Genomic DNA, 23,913 nt, shown 5'->3' with positions numbered 1-23,913 from the left:
TCCAATTGAGCTACTGGTTTGGATATTAAACAAAATTATTTGTAGAGGCTGTTTCGTCCTCACGGACTCATCAGACCGGAAAGCACATCCGGTGACAGCTAATTGTGAGCGCTCACAATTCCACACATTATACGAGCCGATGATTAATTGTCAACACAGCCAACGATCGTTCCGATCAGAACAAGAAAGCTATGTGGCCTGACGAAGCGGCGCGCCATCGAATGGCGCAAAACCTTTCGCGGTATGGCATGATAGCGCCCGGAAGAGAGTCAATTCAGGGTGGTGAATATGAAACCAGTAACGTTATACGATGTCGCAGAGTATGCCGGTGTCTCTTATCAGACCGTTTCCCGCGTGGTGAACCAGGCCAGCCACGTTTCTGCGAAAACGCGGGAAAAAGTGGAAGCGGCGATGGCGGAGCTGAATTACATTCCCAACCGCGTGGCACAACAACTGGCGGGCAAACAGTCGTTGCTGATTGGCGTTGCCACCTCCAGTCTGGCCCTGCACGCGCCGTCGCAAATTGTCGCGGCGATTAAATCTCGCGCCGATCAACTGGGTGCCAGCGTGGTGGTGTCGATGGTAGAACGAAGCGGCGTCGAAGCCTGTAAAGCGGCGGTGCACAATCTTCTCGCGCAACGCGTCAGTGGGCTGATCATTAACTATCCGCTGGATGACCAGGATGCCATTGCTGTGGAAGCTGCCTGCACTAATGTTCCGGCGTTATTTCTTGATGTCTCTGACCAGACACCCATCAACAGTATTATTTTCTCCCATGAGGACGGTACGCGACTGGGCGTGGAGCATCTGGTCGCATTGGGTCACCAGCAAATCGCGCTGTTAGCGGGCCCATTAAGTTCTGTCTCGGCGCGTCTGCGTCTGGCTGGCTGGCATAAATATCTCACTCGCAATCAAATTCAGCCGATAGCGGAACGGGAAGGCGACTGGAGTGCCATGTCCGGTTTTCAACAAACCATGCAAATGCTGAATGAGGGCATCGTTCCCACTGCGATGCTGGTTGCCAACGATCAGATGGCGCTGGGCGCAATGCGCGCCATTACCGAGTCCGGGCTGCGCGTTGGTGCGGATATCTCGGTAGTGGGATACGACGATACCGAAGATAGCTCATGTTATATCCCGCCGTTAACCACCATCAAACAGGATTTTCGCCTGCTGGGGCAAACCAGCGTGGACCGCTTGCTGCAACTCTCTCAGGGCCAGGCGGTGAAGGGCAATCAGCTGTTGCCAGTCTCACTGGTGAAAAGAAAAACCACCCTGGCGCCCAATACGCAAACCGCCTCTCCCCGCGCGTTGGCCGATTCATTAATGCAGCTGGCACGACAGGTTTCCCGACTGGAAAGCGGGCAGTGAGAATTCTAATTGGTAACGAATCAGACAATTGACGGCTCGAGGGTCTAGTTCCAAGCCTATGATTCTTTCAGATATTAATTTCCATTAGGCTATATATCCAAAACTCGCGCGCCTGCTGCATTTCCCAGAATTTCCGCTCAGGGTCGAGCCCCGACCTTAAATTAACCTTAGCACATGATGTGCACGAATTGATCCATTCTTTGACCTCCACCCAATGGAGGAAAATTCCATGAACGTCTCGACAGAAATCTCCTTTACACCTTGGAATAAAGGCAAGTTGGTTGGGCAGAAGACACCTCTACGTCTTAGAGATATCTGGGCCATCCGTGTTCAGCTACAACTTGCAAAAAAAGACACGAGATCTTGCCCTCTTCAATTTAGCCATCGATAGCAAGTTACGGGGCTGCGATCTCGTCAATTTACGGGTACGGGATATAGCTCATGGTGCGTGCATATCTCCACGAGCCATTGTGATGCAGCAAAAGGCACATCGGCCTGTCCAGTTCGAAATTACCGAGCAAACTCGAATCGCTATTATCGACTGGATACTGCTTGCTCAGCTCCGAAGCGAAGACTTCCTGTTTCCCAGCCGAATCAATAGCGCAAAGCATCTTTCAACGCGCCAATATGCCCGTATTGTAAAAGCCTGGGTCACCGAAATAGGTCTAGATCCGTCAATGTATGGCACGCACACGATGCGTCGTACAAAAGCTTCGCTGATATACCGCCGCACGAAAAACTTTAGGGCAGTGCAACTGCTCCTGGGTCACACGAAGCTGGAAAGCACCGTCAGGTATCTAGGGATAGAGGTTGATTACGCGTTGGAAATGGCAGAACAGACAGAAGTTTGATGAGGATAAACGAAGGCCTATTTTGGGCCGTCGTTGTCCGGCCAAGAGAGGACATTCAGCGTTGGTTGATATAACGCCCGCCATAATTAGCCGCTTGGAGCACAGCGTAAAGCGGTCAAATTGATGGCTTTGTTATGCTTTTTATTTTTGGTAGCCAGTATATTGGATTACATCAAGGCACTGCCGTGCAGTTCTTGGCATATCAGCACGAGCAGCAACATCGAACCTGTTAGACCGTGTTTCAAACATGACAACTGCCTTCTTAAATTTACTATTTATTAGCCTTAAAATACTTAACCCCAATTGAGCCTGTTCTTCAGTTAAACCACTTTCGTCAATGAGTTTGTCGAAATGACGGCATGCAGCGAAAAAAGCATTGAGTCGCTGCTTAACAGAAAGAAAACCTATACCCGGCATTGCTGCACTTACAGATAGAGCCGCTTCATTTGCTGCTCTCCAATTAACATCGATCTCTTCCAGGTCTTTTTCATGAAAGCTGCCATTCCTGTTAAGAATCGCAATAAATTGATCTTTGTTCATTCGTTACCTCCATGAAGCATTACAGTGCTGAACCAGCATCCCGCGTTGGCCGAATGTCCGCTCAGGGTCGAAAACGGACTTCTAGCAAGGTGTCTAATCGCAGTAACCGACTCCGCTTACTTTTATTCAACAACCTGCAAATATCAAAATCCACTTAGCCTCAAAGCTAGCAGATAATGATTGCTGCCGTCATTAGAAATTAGTCGTCTAGCTCTGGTCTCACCATGGGCAGGAGCGGGATGCCGCCACTTATTGTGAATGCCGGCATCCCTGATCACGGTTAATTCGTCGGTTTCCTGACAGCCTAAAATCACCAAACGCCTATTACGCAGGCCGCTTAGCCAGCAGTGCCCAGACACCCGCCGAAGAGAGCAGTGTTCCCCCCACGACATTGAAACGGCGCTGGGCGCGGCGCGAGGTAAGCATCTTGCGCACGGATGTGGCGAACACCGCGTAAAGCGTGGCATTGAGTGTCGCTAACGCCACGAACGTGACTGCCAAAATCCACAACTGCTGCCCCGCATTAGCACCAGGGTTAACAAATTGCGGCAAAAAGGCGACGAAAAAGATGATGCCCTTTGGGTTCAGTGCCGTGACCAAATAGGTATTGGTGAACAGCTTCCAGCGCGCCCCTGATACGGCGGGTGTTACCGGCTGAACCGATGAAATACCAGCACGTAACAGCTTTATTCCCATATAGAGCAGGTACAAACCGCCGATCCACTTAATAACGGTGAACCAAAACGCCGAAGCAGCCAAAACAGCCAAAACAGCACCCAAGCCTAGTAGCGAAAAAATCAGCGCCGTGGAATCGCCTAGAGCAACCGCTGCGACAAGTGGGATATTAGCCCGCCGGCCTTGGGCGATGGAGTAGCTGACAACCGTCAAAATCGTCGGCCCAGGAATAGCGAGCAAGGCCACGGATGCAAGCGCAAAGGCAAACCAAATTTCGATAGACATAGGGCAGCACCTTAGAAGTCGTCATGACTAAGTTAGCATAAGCTTCTCAATGATAGAGTGCTCTGTGAGAAGCTTATTCTGCTATCTTAAAAGCCTCAGCTATTTGATCGAGCTTTTTCCAACTGCTGCGACAAGGCTGCATCCAATGCATCTATCGCCTTGGCTCGATTCGTCCACCAGTCCGTTGACCATACTCTAAATAGTGTCCAGCCTAGCCCTTCCAGCATCCCCTGGCGCACCTTGTCGCGTTCACGAGCATACGCAGAGCTGTGGTACATAGCGCCATCACACTCGATGCCCGCTAAGTAGATGCCTGGTTTATCCGGGTGAACAATGCCCATATCAATACGGTAGGCCGAAACGCCGATTTGCGGATGTACGACCCAGCCTTTTTCTTGCAGGCTTCTGGCAACCGCAATCTCAAACGGCGACTCAAAGTCACCCACTGAGCCATGAGTGGCGGCGCCCAGTGCCGAGGCACCGCGTTCGGCATATTCCAGGAAGTGCTTCAGGTCTGCCACCGCGCGAGCTGCGGTGCGGGATAGGTCGATACGCTCTGGCGACAAAGTGGAAAACACCATCATCTCAGAGCGGGCGCGGGTCATGGCCACGTTTAATCGCCGCTCGCCGCCGTTGCGGTTTAGCGGGCCGAAGTTCATGGTGACATGCCCCGCCTCGTCTGGGCCGTAGGTGATGCTAAAGAGGATCACGTCTCGCTCGTCCCCCTGCACCGTCTCTAAGTTTTTCACGAACACTGGCTCCAGCTCGTCGTCGGAGAATGCCCACTCGATACCAGGGTCTTCTCCGCGCGCTTTATCGAGCAGGTCTTCAATCAAGCTCTGCTGTTCGGTATTGAAGGTCACCACACCGATAGACTGGCGACGCACCGCTTCATCGTCGGAGGTTAGTCGCCGAACGATTTCAGCCACAATTGCTTTGGCCTCGCCCTGGTTATGGCGTGCTTTACCACGGGCATAAAAACCTTCTGGACGCACGAGCGAAACGCCTTTATCCGGGTGCACGGGAGCAGGGAACGTCACCAAAGAGTTGTCGTAGTAACGGCTGTTAGAGAATGCGATTAAGCTCTCGCGGCGTGAACGGTAATGCAGGTTCAATACCCGCTGAGGAATACTGGCCCCCATTAGCTCGTCCAGAATGCTCTCCAGGTCGCCCTCCCCATCCACATCGCCATCAGGGTCATCATCAGAGCGGCCAAAGAAATTGGTCGGCGGCATCTGTTTTGGGTCCCCCGCGACAATGACCTGCTTACCGCGAGCGAGTGATCCAACCGCATCCCACACGGTAATCTGAGAGGCCTCATCGAAAATCACCACATCAAACAATGCCTGCCCTGGCGAAAGAAACTGCGCAATAGAGAGCGGTGACATCATGAGACAGGGAGCCAAGGAGGTGATCGCATCCGGGATGGTTTCCATCATTTCCCGAACCGGCTTGTGGCGCATTTTCTTCTGCAGTTCGTGGCGCAGTACGCCCCAGGAAGAGCTTTTCTGGATACCCTCCTGATCCGGAATACCGCCCGCCAAATTTGCCGCGATATAGTGGGCCGTTAGCTCGCTGAACCGAGTGTCCAACTCGCGGAAATTGTGGATGGCGGCTTCATGCTCTGGGGATGAGAACGTACGTAGCACATCATCTTCACCAATCAGTGCTGACGACCACCACGTACAATAAGCTGCCTCGAAGACCTCTTCGATCTCAGCGGCCGCTACGCTGCCACTTTCTATCGCTTCTACCAGTGGCCCAAGCTGGTAATCCAACGCTTCGGAACGGCGACGTACCCAGGCACACCAGTCTTTTAAAGAAATATGATGATCGACAATTTCCTGGCACTGAGCGCTCAATGCTTCCAAAGCGGGCTTTTCGGCAGATAAATGCTCATCCAGCGTTGAGCCAATCAGCACTTCAAACTGACTTTTGAGCGCCGTGAAGGCCTCAAACGTTGCTTTAACATCATTAATCACCCGCCCTACCGGCGCTTCCGGCGCCAGCAAATCGTTGGCATCGTAGAGCAGTGTGCGAATCTTGCCCCGTAGCATCGCTAGCGACTCTGCATCATCGGCCAGCTTACCCACAGCTACTCGGGCACGGTTACCCAGTAGCTTCAAAGCGTCCATGGCCTCGGGGTCAGAATTGTAAGCGTCCCAGCCTCTCAAACCTTTCAGTACACCGTCTAAGCGATCAATATTGTCGCCCGTTTCGCGTAACTGCTTCAGCACTGGAATGTCATTGTCGGGATTTGGAGCACCCTGGGCTCCCCCTTCACGCATTTGCTTCACCACACTACGCTTGGCAAACCAGCGTTTGGGCCACCACGTCTCGTTGGCGGCTTTCCAGGCAGTGCCTAGCGCCGCTGCATCCAGGTTTTTCCAAGCCAGTGGTGCATAGGTGCAGCTGAGTTTTTCCTGGGTAGCGATATAAGCTTTAAGCTGTATAACCGCTTCTTCCAGCGCATCAAGACGATCCGGCGCATCGGGTTCCAGGGCGAAAGAGGCTTGCTGGCGATAGGCATCTAGCAGCACTTGGCCGCATTCCGCCACAGCCGAAAGCTTGGCCAGATTTAGCGTGCCTAAGCTAACGCCCAGCGCCTTTTCCAGTGCCGACACATCCTGCTTCATTTTTCCTGCACTGACCTGCAACTGCCTCGCGACGCTCACCACATCTTCCTGCCATTGGGGACGCCAATCGTGGTTGCTGACAGCACGCAGTGGATGATCGACCAAATTCCCCACGGCGCTCGCCTGCACGCGCAACAGTTCAGCCATTTCGTGCAGCTGTTCCAGCTGTTTTTCGTCGTGAGCGTCAGCGCTGGGCCAGCTCAGTTTCACCTTCACGGCTAAATCGGCATCGCGTATTTTAATGCCCATGGCATAGTGCGCCGTTAGGCCGTTACCACGGCGCTGATGTAGGGCATTGACGACATGATTCAAACGATCACGCAGCGTTTTAAGGCGCTCTCCCTCTGCCTTCCAGTCACTCACTGATAATTGAGAAGCGCTATTCCAGGAAGTACGCAACTGATCCAATACATCCGTTTTCTTCGCTTTATTGGAGTGCAGCTCCAAACAGAACTGCCCCAGGCCAATATCTTTCAGGCGACGGTGCACCACTTCCAGCGCGGCAGTTTTCTCGGAAACAAACAGTACTTTTTTACCTTTGCCCAACATATGGGCAATCAGATTGCCGATGGTCTGGCTCTTACCAGTACCTGGCGGCCCGATAATGACAAAATCTTTGCCCCTATCCGCCGTGGCAATCGCCGACATTTGGGACGAATCCACCGGTAAAGGCGTCAATAAATCGGCGGGGGTGTACTCGCGGTCGATATCCTTGGCATCGACAAAACGAATATCGCTTTCGTAGGGTTCACGTGGCGTATCTAGTAGGTGTTTCACTACGGGGCTTTCCTTCAGCGCCTCCGAGCGATCCATCAGATCTTTCCACATCAGGTACTTGGCGAAGGAGAAATGTCCCAGCACAACGTCTTCGACCACCTCAAAACCAGGCACATCCTTAATGGCATGACGTACGCGGTTCCAGATGCTGACCACATCGACGCCACTCTCATCTTCGGGCAATGCGCCAGTAAGGCCTTTGATCTCGATAGCAAAATCTTTCTTCAATAGTTCCAGCAGCGTGGTGTTGAACCTAGGCTCATCATCGCTAGCAACCATCTTCACGCCACTACGCACCGACTTACGCTCAAGCGAGACCGGTAGCAGAATTAACGGGGCACGATAACGACGGTTACCTTTATCGTTCGGCTTCCATAGCAAAAAACCTACCGCCAGAAACAGCGTATTAGAGCCTCCTTCTTTTAAGGAGGTTTGCGCCCTGCGGTAAATGTCCACCGAGCGCTTCTCTAGCTCTTCTTTAGTGAGATCCACCAACACCTGTTTCTTAGCCAGTGCATCACGTGAGTATTCGTCCTTAAGATCTTCACCCGTGCGTTGGCGATGAATATCCTCATCCTGATCTTGAGCCTGAAGCCTCGGAAACGGCGCAATAGAAATACGCGCACCGGTGGCCAATACATCTTCAAGTGCAGCGGGGTCTCCACAAACCAGTGGCAAGCTGGTTTTATTTGGCTTTTGGTTAAGCAATGGGTTGCGTGCCGAGAGGTCGAGAAGTTTGCGCTGCCAACGCTCTAACCGACCACCAGGCGAATCCTCAAATACGTCCTCTTCTATATGCACCGTTGATGAAGGCAGGCTGGGTGCCTCTTCTAAAAACGGCTCGAACGTGGCGGTTTCATCACTCGCATTGACAGCGTTTTCCAGCTGAGACGTCAGGCTAATCGGATTGATACGGTGAGCACGCGCTCGGCGGATATCCACCGCCGCAATAAACTCGCTGTCCTTGTCTAATGCCACTTGTTTATTCCCTGACTCCACCGCCTTGGAAAAAGGCGGGGCGGGATGCTGCGTGGTCAAGGTCGTTTCAATCAAGATGAGTTCTTGCAGGGGGATCCGCTGGCGTAAGGTTTCCGCCTCATCAACCACCACGCTGGCAAGATCCTCCTTTTCTAACCATAGCCCCACAAGCGCGTGCCCCTTGGTAAGCACCACCAACGGGTTCAACTGGGCCTGCTCAAGAGCGGCTGCAAACAGTAAGGTGGTGTCCAGGCAAGTGGCTACCTTGGCGCTTTCAATCTGGTTGGGCAGGCGAACTTTCTGGCCATTATTTTCGAAACTGGCGGGCGGCATCGCATAGCCCAACTGCATACCAATCATGGCGGTATAAATCGCCGAGGCCATGAGCCATACCTGCTCGCGGCTGCCAGACTCGTAGCCATTGATTTGATCCGGCTTGCCAGCCTTACGCAAAATCTGGCTGGCTTGACCCAGCAACCGATCTACCGCAGGGTCGTTGGGGGTACAAAACGCTGCCAGCAGTTCAGGCATGTAGCCAGCGCCACCCCACTCGTTGCAGGCCAGTAGCTCCACCGGCATTGCCCGCTCCGTCAAGACCTCCTCACCCTGACGAACGCTAAGCGTCACCATTCCGCGCATGGATTCCGTCAGCCCCAACAGGAAACCTCCATCCAACTCAAGATCCCGATCCTTTAGCGCCAGCCTCCCGCCCGCTGCCAGCCGATCCACCGTCCAGGTCTTCTGCTTCAAAAAAGCGGGCGATGCTTCTAGCACAATGGAAAGATCAGAGAGAGTCTGCTCTTCATTCAGGTTCTCAATCTGTAATTCCCGTAACACCGCAAACGCACTTTGGTGGCAGGCAAAATTGATCTTTTCCACCAGCGTCGCGTGGATCTCGAGTACAGAAGTTTCCTGGTTCGGCATGGGCTTTCCTTAAAATCAAAATTAGTCGCTGGTGATCTTTTATCTAAATACTACACCTCATTGAGCTTGCTGCACCTCAGAGTAAGCGCCCCAAATCACGTCATGCATCAAGCCTTTGGTAGCAAAGATCTGTCCACCAAGGTGCCGCCAACAGGCAAAACCTCATCTTTTCATTAGAAATCAAAATTTTAATTAAAGAACCATCAAGAGCAAAAAAGCCATCGCCGGATATTTTTAATGAAATAATCACAAAACGTTGACGAAATATAAAAATGTAGATATTTTTTAAGCGTAGGTTGTTTTTGAATTCGGTTCTTTTTCATTCTTTTGCTAAAGAGAGGCGTCCAATGAACGCTCCAGCCACTATCCCCGCACAGCAGCATTATGGTTTCACCCTTGGCCGCTCACCGCAGTCGGACCGCTTACTGCAACTGAGCTTCCCAAAAGAGACAGTGCAAGCGTTTCTTGACGCCGTGTCGGAATGGCCGGTTCAGGCACTGGAATATAAGTCTTTCCTACGCTTCCGGGTGGCCAAGATTCTTGATGACCTATGCAAGAACACCTTACAACCGGTGTTGATCGATACCATGGTGGATCGGGATACGGGTGCATTTCTGGTCACGCCAGAGGGGCTGGATCAGGTCGAGCAGGCAGACAACATGGTGATATTCGCCACGGCAGTGTCTCACCTAATGGGACGCTCCAATTACGACGCCATGAGCGGCCAGTACTATGCGCGTTTTGTGGTGAAGAACGTTGACAACTCAGACAGTTACCTACGTCAACCGCACCGTGTTATGGAGCTGCATAACGACGGTACGTTCGTGGAACAGGACACCGACTACGTGTTGATGATGAAAGTCGACGAACAGAACATGCAAGGTGGCAACTCACTACTGCTGCACCTCGATGACTGGGAAGGGTTAGACACGTTCTACCCTCACCCACTGGCGCGTCGTAACATGCGCTGGACCGCGCCGCCCAGTAAGAATGTTGATCGCGACATCTACCACCCCGTGTTCGATGTGGATACCGAGGGTCGCCCGATCATGTCTTACATCGACCAGTTCGTTCAGCCGAAGAACTTTGAGGAAGGTAACTGGCTAGCCAATCTTTCTGATTCGCTGGAAGGTAGTCAACATAAGCTATCGATTCCGGTATCTACCGGCAGCTTCCTACTTATTAACAATCACTTCTGGCTACATGGGCGTGATCGCTTCACCCCGCACCCTGACCTACGTCGTGAGCTGATGCGTCAGCGCGGTTATTTCACTCATGCCAAAACGCTGCGCCAGCCGCGTCAGGTATAATCACCAAAAACAAGTCGGCCACCGCCATGACGGTGGCCTTTTCCCCTTGACTACCGAGACGCCTATGTACGACTACATTATTATCGGGGGCGGCATTCTTGGGCTGTCGACGGCCATGCAGCTTATCCGCGCCTACCCTGACAAGAAGATGCTGCTGGTTGAGAAAGAGGATGGCCCTGCCCGTCATCAAACAGGCCACAACAGTGGCGTGATTCATGCAGGGGTTTACTACACGCCCGGCAGCCTAAAGGCGCGCTTCTGTCTAGAGGGAAACCTCGCCACCAAGGCGTTTTGTGACGAACACAGCATTGCCTACGATGAATGCGGCAAGTTGCTAGTCGCCACCAATGACCTCGAGCTTCAGCGCATGAAGGCCCTGTGGGAGCGCACGGAGGCTAATGGCTTGGAGCGGTATTGGCTGAAAGCAGAGGAACTGCACGAACGTGAACCTAACATCACGGGCGTCGGTGGTATCTTTGTCCCCTCCAGCGGCATCGTCAACTATGCTGAAGTGGCTGCTGCCATGGGCCGTGAGTTCGAAGCCGCTGGCGGTGAGATTCGCTACGCCACGTCGGTGACCGGCTTAAGTGAACGAACCAACGAGGTGGTGGTTTCCACCAGCCAGGGCGATTTTTCTACCCGCTACATGGTGTCCTGCTCAGGCCTGATGGCAGACCGAGTGGTGCGTATGCTAGGTATCGAACCGGACTTCACTATCTGCCCGTTCCGCGGCGAGTACTTCCGTCTTCCCACGCAGCACAATCAAATCGTCAACCATCTGATCTACCCAATTCCTGACCCTTCGATGCCGTTTCTTGGCGTTCACCTAACGCGCATGATTGACGGCAGCGTGACGGTCGGCCCCAACGCGGTACTGGCCTGGAAACGTGAAGGCTATCGAAAGACCGACATCTCGCTTTCCGATACGCTAGCCATGCTGCGCCATAGCGGCATTCGTCAGGTGCTGAAAGACAACCTACGCCCAGGGCTTTCCGAGTTTAAGAACTCGCTCTATAAAAAAGGCTACCTTCAGCAAGTACGTAAGTACTGCCCGAGCTTAACGCTGGCAGATCTTGAGCCTTACCCAGCTGGCGTGCGTGCCCAGGCGGTGTCCAACGATGGCAAGCTGGTCGATGACTTCCTGTTCGTCAACACGCCGCGTACTGTCAACGTGTGTAACGCACCCTCGCCTGCGGCGACGTCTGCCATTCCCATTGGGGCGTATATCGTAGAGAAAGTTAAGCAGCAGGTTGGCGATAGCGCCGCCGTAGTGAGCTAACACATCACCGTGTCGCCAGAGCCTTTAACCGCTCATGGGGGGCTCGTTCTCAACAAGGGTGTCTAAACGGTGGCAGCGGTATATGCCCAGCCACCGTTTGACGATATTTTATTAGGAACTTTTCACGGACTCAGTAAGGCCCCAGAAATATGCGATGTGACGGGTCGAAGAAATGCCAACCTCCAGCATGTACTTGTCTTCTTCACCAAGCCCCTCTTCCCCATCAGTCATAATCGGCGTGCCGTGTCCCATTCCTTCGATGATGTACTCTTCGATCACTTCCCGCTTGTCAGGGTTGCTCCAAACCTGTCGAGGAAAGCCGTCAACCTCCTCCACCCTTGTCGGCGGCCCTTCAACCTTGTGAACTTTCTGCCACTGCCGAACGATAGAGTCGGCGTTGGAATGATCGACGGTTGCATCGCTGCCGCCATGCCAGACCGAGATCGTTGGCCAAGGGCCGTCGAATGTCGAGGCTCCACGTACCAGCTCATCGAGCTTACTATCTGACGGGCCGCCAAATCCTTTCATGCGAACGACCGCTTCCATCAAATTGTCAGCGCTGCGGTAAGGTAACCCGGCGATAATCGCGCCTCCCGCAAACACTTCTGGATAAGTCGCCAGCATCACAGAGGTCATGGCGCCGCCCGAAGACATCCCTGTAATAAAAACCCGCCCAGGGTCGATCTCATGATCATCAACGACCTGTTCGATCATATGACGAATAGACAGTGGCTCGCCTTCGCCTCGGCGGCTATCGCCAGACTTAAACCAATTGAAGCTGCTGATCGGATTATTGCTTTGCCTTTGCTCTGGATACAGAAGTGCTATCCCGCATTCGTCGGCAAGCGCCGACCAACCTGACCCTAGATCATAGCCCTCTGCCGACTGGGTGCTGCCATGAAGTACAACGACAAGGGGCCCATTTTTAGAGAAGTTCTTTGGAATATAGGTGTCTGCATGCAACGACCCGGGATCCGCTCCGAACTCTTTCAAATCGGTCAGACGATCTTGGCTACCTGAAGTTCTCGGCATATAGCCTCCTTTGCCAGCGTAGTGTGGCGCATGCTGCTTGTAGAAAAGTCCGTAGAGAAAGCCCGTAGAATAAGTCCGCGTTTTCAGAAGAGTTCCTTCTGGAGTTTTAGCGGCTTCTTTTGGGATCGATCGCTGAATTCACCGATGGTTGGCCCGTCCGGCTGACGAGACCCAGATGCCTTGCGAGCAGCCCCTGGGATCAGCACCACCGCGTATATTGCAAGGCCCACCGCAGCAAGGAAGATTCGAGCAATAAGCGAATCTTGAGCGGTAACCGCCAAGAGTAAGGCTATCGTTCCAAGCGTTAGGGCAAAGATGATTTTCATAATATTTTCCTTACAGTGGATCGACTTAATGCAGACTCGTACGATCCTTTACTTATAAATATCCTTTTAGGCACTAAAGGTATAGTGACTCATCATTTGTAATGAACGTTGATAAGTCATGATATCGGCATCTGCGCGGCCGAGTGTCAAGATTGCTCTTCGAGAGCAACGCCAAGCGCAACCCGCAAGACGAAAACTGAAGCACTACCGAAGACTTGTCGTACAATAAGAAAGGCGCGCTTCATCCCTTGCAGCGCATAGCGCAACGTCCTTTTTTAGGCACTTCCGTTGCCACGCTCACCGTTAGGATGGACCTTAAAACACGTACTCTCTGTGCGTTGGCGAACGTAGTATTATGAATTTTTTAAGTACATGCTGGGGCTATGTAGCCTGGGAAATATTTATTGCTTATCAAAGAAGCAATAATAATTATTTTAATACAACAATCTAACACTGAGCTTTAATCAGTGAAATCACTAAAGATAGTGCCGCACTCCTTGCGACACCGAATTAAAAGAATCATAGTGGCGCTGCCTTCCTGGCAGCGCATAGCGCAACGTCCTTGTTTAGACACTTCCCTTGTCTCGCTTAACCTCAGGATGGACCTTAAAACACATACTCACTGTGCGCTGGCGAACGTAGTTTTGTTAAATTTAAAAAATGTGAACTAAAGGCTCACGCAATCTGCGCCAACATAGTGCTTAAAAGAGGTAAACAGAACGATATCGCCTAGTTAACCAAAACGTCGGAGGGCTTGTTTCGAGCGCACTTTTGCGTTTAAAAAGTTTTTATAGGGGGCTTTATGCAGAACCGTGTAACATCATTTTCTTGGGCTGCATCATAAGAAATGAATCACGTCTAAGTTGCATCGCCTGGCCCGTACCTATAAAGCCAGACGACCAATACAAACGAACTGCCAATCAGAATCTGACAATGCCGCTTCCTGATCGCACGAGCCAGGGGAATCCTTGAGCGATTCCAACCTGACTGACTTGTATAGCGCCCAATCTTCAGGGGTTAGTACTTTGATGTTGGAATTTTTCAGATGGGAAATTCGCTGCATGGTGCACAGGTTTAGGATGGTTGGGGTACGGTGGAAAAGCAGTCCCTCGACATGTGTTTTCTACAAATCACTTTGGTCTATTAATCAGTATGCGGCCAAAGGCTGTCAATTTGATAAATTTTATAGTTTCAGAAAATCCAGTTCCATAAATAACAAGACCCAGCGCCTAGCGACGCCGAGTCTTGTTTTACAAGCTTTCGTCTTGCTGATATTTTGCTATTAGGGAATGATCTTCTCAGCACGTAGGCGATCAAATAGGTCGAAGAAGGCGCTGCGGGTCTCGCGGAAATGGTCGAAACCGAAATCGCGTGACTTGGTAGTATCGTTGACACACTCCTGGTCACGGCCCAGATCGGCATCCGTATGCCACCATGAGGCAAGTTTAGTGACATCAGCCTCGACCAGATTGTGCTTCTCGGCAATTTCACGCCAAGTGTCGTCGATCCCGGCCATCTGTGTGTCTAACGGCTGCGTCGTTTCAGAGCATTCGACCACTTCAAGGCCGAAGTACTCGCCAATCTCACGCCACATACGGCGCCAGCGAAAAACGTCACCGTTAACCGTGTTGAATGCCTGATTCGCCGCTCCCGGTGTCGTCGCGGCCCACTCCATTTGGCGCGCCAAAACCAGCGCGTCAGTCATGTCAGTTAGTGCGTTCCATTGAATCTGCGAACCGGGGAATATGAATGGCTTGCCGGTTGCCTTACAAATTGAGGCATAGACGGCAAGCGTGGTGCCCATGTTCATGGCATTACCACGGGCGTAGCCAATGACCGTGTGCGGACGATGAACGTTCCAGGCAAAGCCTTGACGCTCGGCGTTTTCGAACAAGACGTCTTCCAACGCATAGTAAAAGTTATCGCCAGGAACCCGCGGCTCGGATTCGCGGAACGGCGTTTCAATGCGACCACTGCCGTAGGCTTCAAACGAACCGAGATACTGCTTGGTTCCCGTAACCAGCGATGCGTGCTCTAGATTAACGTCATCAAGCGACGCGAAAAGATTGCGCATCATGGCACTATTGGCCTCGACATTGGCCTTCTCGTTCTCGCGACCGACCCAAGTGCAGTAAAACACATGGGTAATTGGCAGGCCGGCCAACGCCTCTTGGGTAGCGGACGCATCGAGCAGGTCCGCGGTCACTGGAATCACGCCGTTCTGTTCGCTGGCGTGGCGTGATAGCCCGTAAACCGTCCAACCGCTAGCCACTAGGTAGGAAGCTAAATTGCCACCAGTGATTCCGGTGGCACCGACGACTAGTGCAATCCCTTTACGCATGGGCTTTATCCTTTCGTGAATGATGTCTGGCCGCCAAGCGGGCAGCCGATGCCCACATTCTGGTAGCGGTCGTTCATTGCTACAATCAAAAGCACTGCAAATCTTTATTGCACAAGACGCAACTTAAGGAGTTTCAACACGATGGATCTCAATGCCCTGCGCGTATTCGAGCGTGTCGCTGCGACGGGAAGCTTCACCGCTACCGCTCGCCACTTCCATCGAGCGGTTTCTTCCATTTCTAGGCAGATCCAAGGCTTGGAAGAGGACGTAGGTCAGCCGTTGTTTTACCGGCATACCCGAGCCGTGGCACTTACCGAGGCGGGGTGGCGTTACTACGAAGAAGTACGCGATATTCTAGAGCAGCTCGACTTCGCCACAGAGGCCTTGGCGCACCCCAATGCTGAGCCCAGCGGCATGCTACGCATTAATGCCCCGGTAGCGTTTGGTCAGCGTCAGATTGTGCCCCTGCTTCATCGCTTTCAAGACCGGTACCCTTCCATCAAGGCCGAACTGCAACTCAACGACCACGTGGTCGATCCGGTTCGCGAAGGGCACGACATCACCTTTCGCGTGGGCAATCTCGCAGACTCATCGCTAGTCGCGCGCCGTCTAGCACCGATGAATTACGTGATCGTGGCGTCGCCGAGCTATCTTCAAGCACACGGTGAGCCCGAATCGCCGGAGGCACTCGCTAATCACAATTGCCTGATCTATCAGGGCGAGATGGGCCGCCAGCGATGGTACTTTCAGGCACCGGATCAAACGAGCGCCAAGCCTTTCGAAGTCACCGGCAACCTTTACAGCAACGATGCTATCAGCTTGGTCCATGCGGCCCTTTTGGGGCAGGGGCTGGTGATGTTTCCAACCTGGCTAATTGCTGACGAGCTCAAAGCCGGGACATTGGTCGCACTGCTTGAATACTGGCGCTGCGAGGTCATGCCCGGGCGACGCGACATCCACGTGCTTACCACCGAACGCCGTCTTCGTTCACGCAAGGTTCGCGTTTTTCTCGACTACTTGTTCGAGTCGCTGGCTCCCCTTCCTCCTTGGGATTAAAAGGAGATGACTTCGCCGTCGGCGGGAATCAATACGTGTTCCTGGAGACCCTCTTCCTGCACGTATTCGGCCAGCTCGTCACGGCTTAGCGTCATATGGTTCACGGCGTCCATATGCACCGCGATGATCGACGCATTGGGGGCTGCCTGATGGGTGCGCAGCGTGTCTTCTTTACCCATAATAATGGGATCACCTTCAAAACTGGTTAACTCGGCGGCGCCAGTATTCAGCACGATCACGTCGGGGTTATAGCGCTCCAGTGCCTGCTCTACCTCGTCACGCCACACGGTATCGCCGACTAAATAGGTTGTCTTCTGTCCCGGCGCCTCGAAGACCACGCCCATCACTTCACCGAGGGTTTCCGCCAATTCAGGCACAGCGTAGAGAGTGTCAGAGCCATGCTGACCGCCCGTTTTATGCAGTGTCACTCCACCAAATTCCGCCTCACCGTCCAAAATACGCACATCGCTGAAACCCTGAGCGCGAATAAGCTCAGCATCGGCAGCATTCTGTGCAAACAGGGGCATGTCCTTCGGCAGTAGCTCCTGGGCAGCATCGTCCCAGTGGTCGAGGTGTGTGTGAGTAACGATGATGGCGTCGACGCCGTCGGTTATCTCCTCAACGGGCATGGGCAGCCCCACCAGCGGGTTACGCAACTCGCTACGGTAGGTATTTTCGAAGCCAGGATAAGCGCCCTGCTCGGCCAGCATCGGGTCCACCAAAAAGGTGGTGTCCCCATAGGTGATTTTCACCGTTGCATTGCGAATCTGCTGCACCTGCTGCGTTGTCTCCTGAGAGCCTGACTCTGCAAATGCGCTACCGGCGATGAAAGCCGTGGCAACGAAAAGGGAACTGGATAAGGTTTTGATGAGCATCTAACGACTTCCTTCAATACGCTGTTGGGTTGATGGAAGGCAGTGTAGAGAGAAACGACCGACAAAAAAATTGGCCTGAAAGCCAGTGTTCGAAAGTTTTGGGCCATCATGGTACGGTTAAGTTGAGAACACCATAGGAGTTAGCCATGTCCTTACCCCGTGTAGGTTTAATTCTCCATCCCCGTATCACTCCTTTTCATTTCTCGGTGCCCTATACGGTGTTCGGCATGGCTCTCCCCGATCACCCACTCTTCGATCTGACCATCGTCGCACCTTGGGAAGATTCGCTAGAGAGTGAGGAGGTGATGACAATAAGGCCCAATGGCGGCTTAACGCTCTTGGATAACGTGGATATAGCCGTGGTACCTGGCTGGCATGACCTAGATGAACCACCACCGCCTGAGCTGGCCGAGGCGCTCGTCCGCTGCCATGAACGGGGCGCTCATGTGGTGGGGCTTTGTTACGGCACTTATGCACTGGCGTACGCTGGACTGCTCGACGGCAGGCGGGCGTCAACTCACTGGGTCGCCGAGCAGGACTTTAGTGGCCGCTTCCCAAAGGTCAAGCTGGACACCAATGCGCTTTATGTAGAGGAGGATCGTCTAGTGACGTCCGCAGGCACGGCGGCAGGCCTGGATTGCTGCTTGTTCTTGGTGCGCAAATATTACGGCGCGAAGATTGCCAACAAGATTGCCCGTATTATGGTGGTTCCCCCGCACCGCGAAGGTGGGCAGGCGCAATTCATTGAGCAACCCGTTGCCATCTCCACTCAAGACGCCCATATCAATCGCTTATTGGACTATTTGAGAGAAAACCTAGTCGGTTCGCATCGCATCGATGAGCTAGCCGCTCGAACCTCCATGAGCAGACGCACCTTCACGCGCCACTTTCAAAAAGCGACCGGAATGACGGTGGTGGAGTGGCTTGTCAACGAGCGGTTACGGCGTGGGCGTGAGCTACTGGAAACTACTTCCTTGTCGGTGGAAGCGATTGCGGAACGAGTTGGCTTTCATACAGCGACATCTTTCCGTCAACACTTTAGGCAGCATCATCAAGTCAGCCCACGCGACTGGCGTAAGACCTTCGGCGGCAACGCCTGAGTTTTGTCGGGCCAGCATTGCCCCGCTCTACCCTGAACCGCGTTCATAGATTTTTGGGTGGACTGATTGGAGCTACCTCCGAGTCTCGTCGCGTTTTTGGAGCTATCCTATGGCCTATTCAAAGAAGTGTGATGCAGTCAAACAACGGTCTAGGACAAACCGTCGTTATACGGCCAGAAGCGGTCTTTTAGGCGACACTGATGTAGCGGTTTAACGCCGAAAACAGCGCGCGGCGGAGCAGTCCGGCTGCTTTTTCTTGTTAGCTTTGACTTTTATCATAACTCTGCCGCCACAGTCTGCGCATGACCCATAACCTTTGTTGTTAATTTAAACAGGTCATGGGCTGAAACTTTATATTTTTCTGATATATTGAAAATTTCTTCTGCTTCACCTTCTTTTCCGGATCCTGGATCTGGATATCTACCTGCCCAATAAACAAAATGAGTTAGCCCCCTAAGTATTGCGATTTCTTTTTTACTTAGATCAGGTATAAAGTTTGCTAAATCGTGTAACCGATGATGTTTTGTTTTCTTCTCAATTTTTCGATAACCATCAACTCCTTCTCTAATAATTATCATAGACTTCAGACATATCTCTAAGCTGTAACCGACAAGCATTAGCCCAACTGCGCAGTACTGACTGTCACATGCGCTACGCACTGGTGGAGGCATAACTTCGAATTTTTGATCTTTACTTAGGACAGCCGCTGCAGCTTCTGAAAGCGCATGAGCCTGCGACATCCAGAGTATAGGGTTTTTGAGCTCTTCATCTGTTGCTGGTTTTGTAATATCGATTGGAAAGCCTGCGATGGTGCTAGCCATCCCCCATTTATGTCGAGCCAATGCACTGTAACCAAAAGGATCTTTATCAAAATCCTCTCTGTTTGGTGTTAAGTATTTCTGAATGTCATTCATGGAGCTTTCCGTTCTCCTGTGAAGTGAAGCTAAAGCTGCGCTCACCGGTAAATTAGGAACAAAGCGAATAATTTATCCAAGTTCAGCGCCTCTTTATGCATTAGGTTTGGACTCTGTTCCTACACCAGCAACACTTACTTCAAAACCTCTTTGCGATAAGTTTTCGAATGCCTTTGATAGGTTAACTTTACTAAAAAACGGTAAATTGCTCTTTAAGCTTGCTGAATCCTCACCTAAGATCAAAAAAACAATTTCAACGCCATCGCTTTTAAATTTATCAAGTGGAACACTATCCTGTAAACCACTACTTACTCGTCTTAAAACAGTTCTCGTTTTTTTCCTAAATTCTCTGTCACCAAGCAAAATCTCAGCAGAGACACTACCTTGTGCAAAAAGGTGACTTAAACCAGCTGATCCGCCTTTTCTATGTTTAACATGAACAAACTGCTTGTTATCTGTCATCAAGTCACATAGCTCTATAGACGTAGTGGTTCTATTGCTTTTTATCAACTCCTTATCGAGCAGATGATAGCTATAGTTTGTCGAAGCTCGTTTATTGTAATCACCTTCTGATTCAATCTTTGATTTTGTCTTTCCGTCTTCTATTTCATCCCAAATATAAACTTTTGGAAAAGCAAGAGATGATACATTTATCCTCCCCAACGTAGCGTCAACTCTAGCCATAAAGCTATTGTCGATTTCGTACCATAACCCTGCGAATAGTATGTAAGTTTTATCTATTTCTTTATGTTCAAAATAGATGCACTTATATATTTGATGCTCGGACTCATTTTCATTAACGTCGTAAACAAATAGCCTGTCTCGCTTGATTGAGTCAATCGACACCTTAGCGAAATCTATGTTATCAATGTATTCCTTAGGCTCGATGGTTGGTTTTATAGAGTTTTTAGTTCGAGTGTAGCTGAACCCATAGATGCTATCCCATTGAACAATCTCAGGAATAGTTATGGTTATTTTGGTGCTCTTTGTTTTTATTTTATCGATCAACTTAGAATCCAAACGATCAATTTCGGACTTTGCTTTGACCTTCCTAATATTATCGACCCAGGAAAAGTTTCTTTTGTATGAATCATTTGCATAGTAAGCAAAGAGCAAATCAACCAATTGGGATATTTCATCCACATCCATTTCTACGCCAAATGAATAAACAGCATCCCCGCCAGAAATGTTTTTCAAGCTCACACCATCTTTAGGTGACCCAGTGACAGCTCTAAGAACATCTCTCGAGATATCAATACCAAACACACCGACAGAGGACTCTCTAGAAGCTTGCGACTTTTTCTGGACTGCCTGATCTTCTAGCGTGAAAAGGTCAACGCTCCGCAAACTGTCATGGTTAAGTGTATTAAGCGCAGTTTTAATTCCAAAATCATGCACAAAATATTTCGTATCTATCAGGAATCGACCATAGCCAAAGGTAAAAGCCATTGTAGCTGTGGCTGTTTTGATAATAAGAACTGCTGAACTGGAACGATTAGAGAGTTCATCTAATGAAACGCCTGTAACATTCTCCGCAAAACCACTCCATTTGGGTTTTTTCTCTTTATTAATTTTTAAGAACAATTTTCCTTCAAGGTCATGTTTACTATCAAGCTCATGAGCATTAACTTGAGATGGAACTTTTAGGTAGTCCGCAGTTTGCAGAGAAGCATGCTCATCTTTGGCCAAAAATGCGTTAAAATGTAAGTATGGTTTTTTATCTCCCACGGATATCAACTCCTTGCTGATGCATAAAGCCCTGTTAAGAGGTGAGAAACGCTATATCGAAGCTGCAGCATACCACCGTAATCACTTAAACCAATGCATAGTAAAAATGCCACTCGTTGCGAATACCTTTTGAATAGTTTGTTATGTGATTTTCACTCCCAACCAATAATTTCGTCCATAAAAAACATTGTGAAAATATACCCCGTTTCTGCGTCTGTCTCATCGAAAAGCAACTCACTATGTGCTGCTTCATTACCTAGCAGTCTTATTTGCTCAATTCGATTTAAAATTTTATGGTTTTTATTATCTATGTTTAGACAGCCATCGCTTTTTTCAACATCTTTATCAGGAACTAGCAATTTCTCGACCCTATTGTAGAGATTTGGACAACGAATACCTGGAAACTTTTTATGCCACATTTTTTGTGATTCTATGTCAATAATTTTTCGGCATAACATACCTACAGCATCCCATGACTTAATATTGTAGCATTGTACCATCTGTTCGAATAAATGAAGTATATCAACGATCGTTGGACTACTTATTGGCTGCATTGGTATAACTGGAGGGTAATTGAAATGAATAAGCAATTTTTCATTGCTTATTAACTCACCATCGATGCTAGAAAACTCTTTTAGTGATTCACATTTTGAGTTTTTTTCGAAGTTGTGTATTACTGCAACATCTGCCGATACAATTCGATTGCATTCGTTGCATTTTGATGAGAGTGAAAAAAGAAAGTAATCATACTCCCTCCAGTCGTCATATACATAAGCCTCAGCATAGATAGAGTCATCACTTATGCTTTCCGACATCACCTCAAATCTAACATTTTTTGCTCTGCATTTCGGGCATTTTTCTCTAAAGAATAAACTATCACTCATTGATTTCTCCGCTAATCACATAACGCCGCGCTTTGCGGCAAGTTTGTCCGGCAATAGCGCCTTGTTATACCTTTTACCAACGCCGTAGCTGTGAGATTGCATCTTTCAAGCTTCTCTCATCATGGGCTGGCTCACCATTAGAGAGGGCGGATGCAGACTCTGAGTGCAACACACTCATTGGATGGTTGATGGGCTTTCATGGTACTTGGCCATCAGCTCGCTCATCACTTCTATCGGACATTTAAATCCAAAGCGTTTTCGAGGTCGCATATTCAGCTCAAAGGCAATGGCGTCCAGCTCTTCCTGGCTATGTACTGAAAGGTCCGTTCCTTTCGGTAAATATTGACGGATAAGGCCATTGATATTCTCATTGGCCCCACGTTGCCAGGGGCTATGGGGATCGCAAAAGTAAATCGCAACGCCGGTTTCTTGAGTGATTTTTGCATGTTGTGCCATTTCACGCCCCTGATCATAGGTCATGCTTTTTCGAGCGGTGGTCGGCATTCGATTCAGAGCAGCACTAAAGCCTGCTACGGCGGAGGTGGCGGTGGCGTCGTCCATTTTTGCGAGGATCAGATAGCCACTACTAAGCTCTACCAAGGTGCCTACCGCGGACGCGTTATTCTTACCTTTGATCAGATCGCCTTCCCAGTGGCCGGGCATTTCACGCTTACTGACCTCGGGCGGACGTAAGTGAATGCTGACCATGTCAGGGATCTGGCCACGTCGATCCACTTCGCCACGGCGAGGCTTGCGTGTGGTTTTACCTTGTCGCAAGCAGTGAATCAGTTCCTTGCGAAGGTGGCCAACAGGCAAGGCATAAATGGCCGTGTAGATGGTCTCTCGGCAGACGTAGGCATCGCGCAAATCAGGTAGTTTCATCGTCTTGAGCTTGCCGCTAATTTGTTCGGGAGACAAGCGTCGCCGCAACATATGCACGATGAGATCAAACCGCTCGGTGCCTGGCAAAAGCTTACGCGCAGGACGACAGACCTCTCGACGCTTTTCTCGCTGACGTTGGGCGTACCGGGCGCAGTAACCGTTCTGGGCCATTTGGTTACGGCGTATTTCACGAGAGATGGTTGAAGGAGCTCGCCCCAGGAGCTGGGCAATATGCCGAAGGCTCATCCCTTGGGCTTGACCCACTTGGATGCTGGCACGTTCTTCAATACTGAGTTCGAGGTAAGACATGGGACAACACCTTAGCGAAATGCTCAGGTGTTGCACTCAGTTTCTGCGGCCAAGGAGACTTAAAATTGTTGAAATGCACATCGTTGAAACAGCCATACTATTATCAGATGGACTTCTGGTATTGCTTAGATGCTGGAATGTAGCCGTTCCGACCGCATCTCCATACTCTTCTTTGAGCTTTTTAAGAAGTGGGCGAACCGCATCGAGAACGGCCTGACCATATTCAACAGCCTGTTCTTTACTTGGTATTTTGCCCTTATGGATAACTTCATTACGAAATTTTATTTTATTATTGCTGAGCAAAGTTGGCTTACTTCCAGTTTCCTGAAGATGAAGAAAAATGAAAGCTCCTAGCTGCCTTTCAGATTGATTCGAGATCTCTTTCCATGCTTCTTGCGTATTAGAAAAATCAATATTTTTTGATATACATACAACTTTTATAAAGAATTCGTAGAATCTTTCTAATGCAGAAGTAAACGACGAAACTGCCTCTCGATAATAGCCATCTACGATTGCGTAAGCGCCAATATCAAAAAGTATTTCAAACTTTTGTTGTTGCAATAGGGTAATGGAAGAATGGCCCTTTGGACACATAATCTCATATCGACCATCATCCTTGAATTCAACCGTTGCGATGATCATCGCGTTTGCGATGTCCGCTTGCATGCATTGTGCACATGTAACTGGTAATTTCACGGTTCAATCCTTATAGGTATAACAGTGATGATACTCCCCTCTACATAACCTGAATGAACCCTGCGGCGCGTCCATTCAGGTTATACATCCCCTCATTCACGAGCTATCCCATTGAAATTTAAATTAATTAAGTATAAATAGGCA

At 50.3% G+C, this 23,913-nt stretch carries 18 protein-coding genes; 6 read left to right on the top strand and 12 right to left on the bottom strand.

Annotation, left to right across the window (positions count from 1 at the left end; all coding sequences use genetic code 11):
- Positions 1-288: 288 nt before the first annotated feature.
- Entirely contained in the window at positions 289-1,371 is a 1,083-nt protein-coding gene (gene lacI, locus L1X57_RS13590) for a DNA-binding transcriptional repressor LacI (protein ID WP_000805902.1), read from the top strand.
- A 326-nt stretch (positions 1,372-1,697) separates the two neighbouring features.
- The gene (locus L1X57_RS13585; protein WP_234667760.1) at positions 1,698-2,222 is read left to right on the top strand and encodes a tyrosine-type recombinase/integrase; all 525 of its coding nucleotides are present in this window, start codon (positions 1,698-1,700) and stop codon (positions 2,220-2,222) included.
- Positions 2,223-2,363: 141 nt separating this feature from the next.
- Here L1X57_RS13585 and L1X57_RS13580 read toward each other — a convergent pair whose 3' ends face one another.
- The 3 genes from L1X57_RS13580 to L1X57_RS13570 all read right to left on the bottom strand — a co-directional run bounded on the left by L1X57_RS13580 (position 2,364) and on the right by L1X57_RS13570 (position 9,037).
- The gene (locus tag L1X57_RS13580; protein WP_009724591.1) at positions 2,364-2,762 is read right to left on the bottom strand and encodes a hypothetical protein; all 399 of its coding nucleotides are present in this window, start codon (positions 2,760-2,762) and stop codon (positions 2,364-2,366) included.
- Positions 2,763-3,086: 324 nt separating this feature from the next.
- Entirely contained in the window at positions 3,087-3,722 is a 636-nt protein-coding gene (locus L1X57_RS13575) for a LysE family translocator (RefSeq protein WP_009724590.1), read from the bottom strand.
- Between the two features lie 95 nt (positions 3,723-3,817).
- Positions 3,818-9,037 (bottom strand): DUF4011 domain-containing protein, encoded by a 5,220-nt coding sequence (locus L1X57_RS13570; protein ID WP_009724589.1) that lies wholly within the window; start codon positions 9,035-9,037, stop codon positions 3,818-3,820.
- Between the two features lie 347 nt (positions 9,038-9,384).
- Here L1X57_RS13570 and glaH point away from each other — a divergent pair, with 347 nt between their 5' ends.
- Together glaH and lhgO are read left to right on the top strand one after the other, a co-directional pair.
- Positions 9,385-10,347 (top strand): glutarate dioxygenase GlaH, encoded by a 963-nt coding sequence (gene glaH / locus L1X57_RS13565; RefSeq protein ID WP_009724588.1) that lies wholly within the window; start codon positions 9,385-9,387, stop codon positions 10,345-10,347.
- Positions 10,348-10,411: 64 nt separating this feature from the next.
- Positions 10,412-11,626, top strand: a complete 1,215-nt coding sequence (gene lhgO / locus L1X57_RS13560) for an L-2-hydroxyglutarate oxidase (RefSeq protein WP_009724587.1) — start codon at positions 10,412-10,414, stop codon at positions 11,624-11,626.
- A 111-nt stretch (positions 11,627-11,737) separates the two neighbouring features.
- Here the strand turns inward: lhgO and L1X57_RS13555 are convergent, their stop codons facing one another.
- The 3 genes from L1X57_RS13555 to L1X57_RS13545 all read right to left on the bottom strand — a co-directional run bounded on the left by L1X57_RS13555 (position 11,738) and on the right by L1X57_RS13545 (position 15,325).
- Positions 11,738-12,658 carry an extracellular catalytic domain type 1 short-chain-length polyhydroxyalkanoate depolymerase gene (locus L1X57_RS13555; protein WP_009724586.1) on the bottom strand — a complete coding sequence of 307 codons (921 nt, stop codon included), beginning with the start codon at positions 12,656-12,658 and terminating at the stop codon, positions 11,738-11,740.
- Positions 12,659-12,741: 83 nt separating this feature from the next.
- Positions 12,742-12,984, bottom strand: a complete 243-nt coding sequence (locus L1X57_RS13550; protein ID WP_009724585.1) for a hypothetical protein — start codon at positions 12,982-12,984, stop codon at positions 12,742-12,744.
- A gap of 1,282 nt (positions 12,985-14,266) precedes the next feature.
- Positions 14,267-15,325 (bottom strand): SDR family oxidoreductase, encoded by a 1,059-nt coding sequence (locus tag L1X57_RS13545; RefSeq protein WP_009724584.1) that lies wholly within the window; start codon positions 15,323-15,325, stop codon positions 14,267-14,269.
- A gap of 141 nt (positions 15,326-15,466) precedes the next feature.
- Here L1X57_RS13545 and L1X57_RS13540 point away from each other — a divergent pair, with 141 nt between their 5' ends.
- Positions 15,467-16,381: a LysR family transcriptional regulator gene (locus L1X57_RS13540; protein ID WP_009724583.1), complete on the top strand. Its 915-nt coding sequence runs from the start codon at positions 15,467-15,469 to the stop codon at positions 16,379-16,381.
- On the opposite strand, the gene L1X57_RS13535 is transcribed toward L1X57_RS13540, so the two are convergent.
- Positions 16,378-17,256: an MBL fold metallo-hydrolase gene (locus L1X57_RS13535; RefSeq protein WP_009724582.1), complete on the bottom strand. Its 879-nt coding sequence runs from the start codon at positions 17,254-17,256 to the stop codon at positions 16,378-16,380. The genes L1X57_RS13540 and L1X57_RS13535 overlap by 4 nt on opposite strands.
- A gap of 146 nt (positions 17,257-17,402) precedes the next feature.
- Between L1X57_RS13535 and L1X57_RS13530 the strand changes: the two genes are divergently transcribed.
- Positions 17,403-18,356, top strand: coding sequence for a GlxA family transcriptional regulator (locus L1X57_RS13530; RefSeq protein ID WP_009724581.1), 954 nt, complete (start codon positions 17,403-17,405; stop codon positions 18,354-18,356).
- A gap of 275 nt (positions 18,357-18,631) precedes the next feature.
- Here the strand turns inward: L1X57_RS13530 and L1X57_RS13525 are convergent, their stop codons facing one another.
- The 5 genes from L1X57_RS13525 to L1X57_RS13505 all read right to left on the bottom strand — a co-directional run bounded on the left by L1X57_RS13525 (position 18,632) and on the right by L1X57_RS13505 (position 23,769).
- The gene (locus L1X57_RS13525) at positions 18,632-19,270 is read right to left on the bottom strand and encodes a hypothetical protein (protein ID WP_009724580.1); all 639 of its coding nucleotides are present in this window, start codon (positions 19,268-19,270) and stop codon (positions 18,632-18,634) included.
- 93 nt (positions 19,271-19,363) lie between these two features.
- Positions 19,364-20,998: a TIGR04141 family sporadically distributed protein gene (locus L1X57_RS13520; RefSeq protein ID WP_009724579.1), complete on the bottom strand. Its 1,635-nt coding sequence runs from the start codon at positions 20,996-20,998 to the stop codon at positions 19,364-19,366.
- 152 nt (positions 20,999-21,150) lie between these two features.
- Entirely contained in the window at positions 21,151-21,882 is a 732-nt protein-coding gene (locus tag L1X57_RS13515; RefSeq protein WP_009724578.1) for a hypothetical protein, read from the bottom strand.
- A gap of 174 nt (positions 21,883-22,056) precedes the next feature.
- Complete coding sequence (locus tag L1X57_RS13510) at positions 22,057-23,073, bottom strand: IS30 family transposase (protein WP_234667734.1); 1,017 nt, start codon at positions 23,071-23,073, stop codon at positions 22,057-22,059.
- A gap of 36 nt (positions 23,074-23,109) precedes the next feature.
- Positions 23,110-23,769, bottom strand: a complete 660-nt coding sequence (locus L1X57_RS13505) for a hypothetical protein (RefSeq protein ID WP_143759789.1) — start codon at positions 23,767-23,769, stop codon at positions 23,110-23,112.
- Positions 23,770-23,913: the final 144 nt, after the last annotated feature.

Origin of the sequence: Halomonas sp. TD01, assembly GCF_923868895.1 — a bacterium.
Lineage (GTDB): Bacteria > Pseudomonadota > Gammaproteobacteria > Pseudomonadales > Halomonadaceae > Vreelandella.
The sequence above is the reverse complement of the archived record's forward strand: the minus strand, read 5'-3'. Positions and strand labels throughout refer to the sequence as shown.

Excerpts from the sequence above, each read along its gene's own strand:
- lacI (WP_000805902.1), top strand. The coding sequence starts at position 289 with ATGAAACCAGTAACGTTATACGATGTCGCAGAGTATGCCGGTGTCTCT.
- L1X57_RS13580 (WP_009724591.1), bottom strand. The coding sequence starts at position 2,762 with ATGAACAAAGATCAATTTATTGCGATTCTTAACAGGAATGGCAGCTTT.
- L1X57_RS13575 (WP_009724590.1), bottom strand. The coding sequence starts at position 3,722 with ATGTCTATCGAAATTTGGTTTGCCTTTGCGCTTGCATCCGTGGCCTTG.
- L1X57_RS13570 (WP_009724589.1), bottom strand. The coding sequence starts at position 9,037 with ATGCCGAACCAGGAAACTTCTGTACTCGAGATCCACGCGACGCTGGTG.
- glaH (WP_009724588.1), top strand. The coding sequence starts at position 9,385 with ATGAACGCTCCAGCCACTATCCCCGCACAGCAGCATTATGGTTTCACC.
- lhgO (WP_009724587.1), top strand. The coding sequence starts at position 10,412 with ATGTACGACTACATTATTATCGGGGGCGGCATTCTTGGGCTGTCGACG.
- L1X57_RS13555 (WP_009724586.1), bottom strand. The coding sequence starts at position 12,658 with ATGCCGAGAACTTCAGGTAGCCAAGATCGTCTGACCGATTTGAAAGAG.
- L1X57_RS13550 (WP_009724585.1), bottom strand. The coding sequence starts at position 12,984 with ATGAAAATCATCTTTGCCCTAACGCTTGGAACGATAGCCTTACTCTTG.
- L1X57_RS13545 (WP_009724584.1), bottom strand. The coding sequence starts at position 15,325 with ATGCGTAAAGGGATTGCACTAGTCGTCGGTGCCACCGGAATCACTGGT.
- L1X57_RS13540 (WP_009724583.1), top strand. The coding sequence starts at position 15,467 with ATGGATCTCAATGCCCTGCGCGTATTCGAGCGTGTCGCTGCGACGGGA.
- L1X57_RS13535 (WP_009724582.1), bottom strand. The coding sequence starts at position 17,256 with ATGCTCATCAAAACCTTATCCAGTTCCCTTTTCGTTGCCACGGCTTTC.
- L1X57_RS13530 (WP_009724581.1), top strand. The coding sequence starts at position 17,403 with ATGTCCTTACCCCGTGTAGGTTTAATTCTCCATCCCCGTATCACTCCT.
- L1X57_RS13525 (WP_009724580.1), bottom strand. The coding sequence starts at position 19,270 with ATGAATGACATTCAGAAATACTTAACACCAAACAGAGAGGATTTTGAT.
- L1X57_RS13515 (WP_009724578.1), bottom strand. The coding sequence starts at position 21,882 with ATGAGTGATAGTTTATTCTTTAGAGAAAAATGCCCGAAATGCAGAGCA.
- L1X57_RS13510 (WP_234667734.1), bottom strand. The coding sequence starts at position 23,073 with ATGTCTTACCTCGAACTCAGTATTGAAGAACGTGCCAGCATCCAAGTG.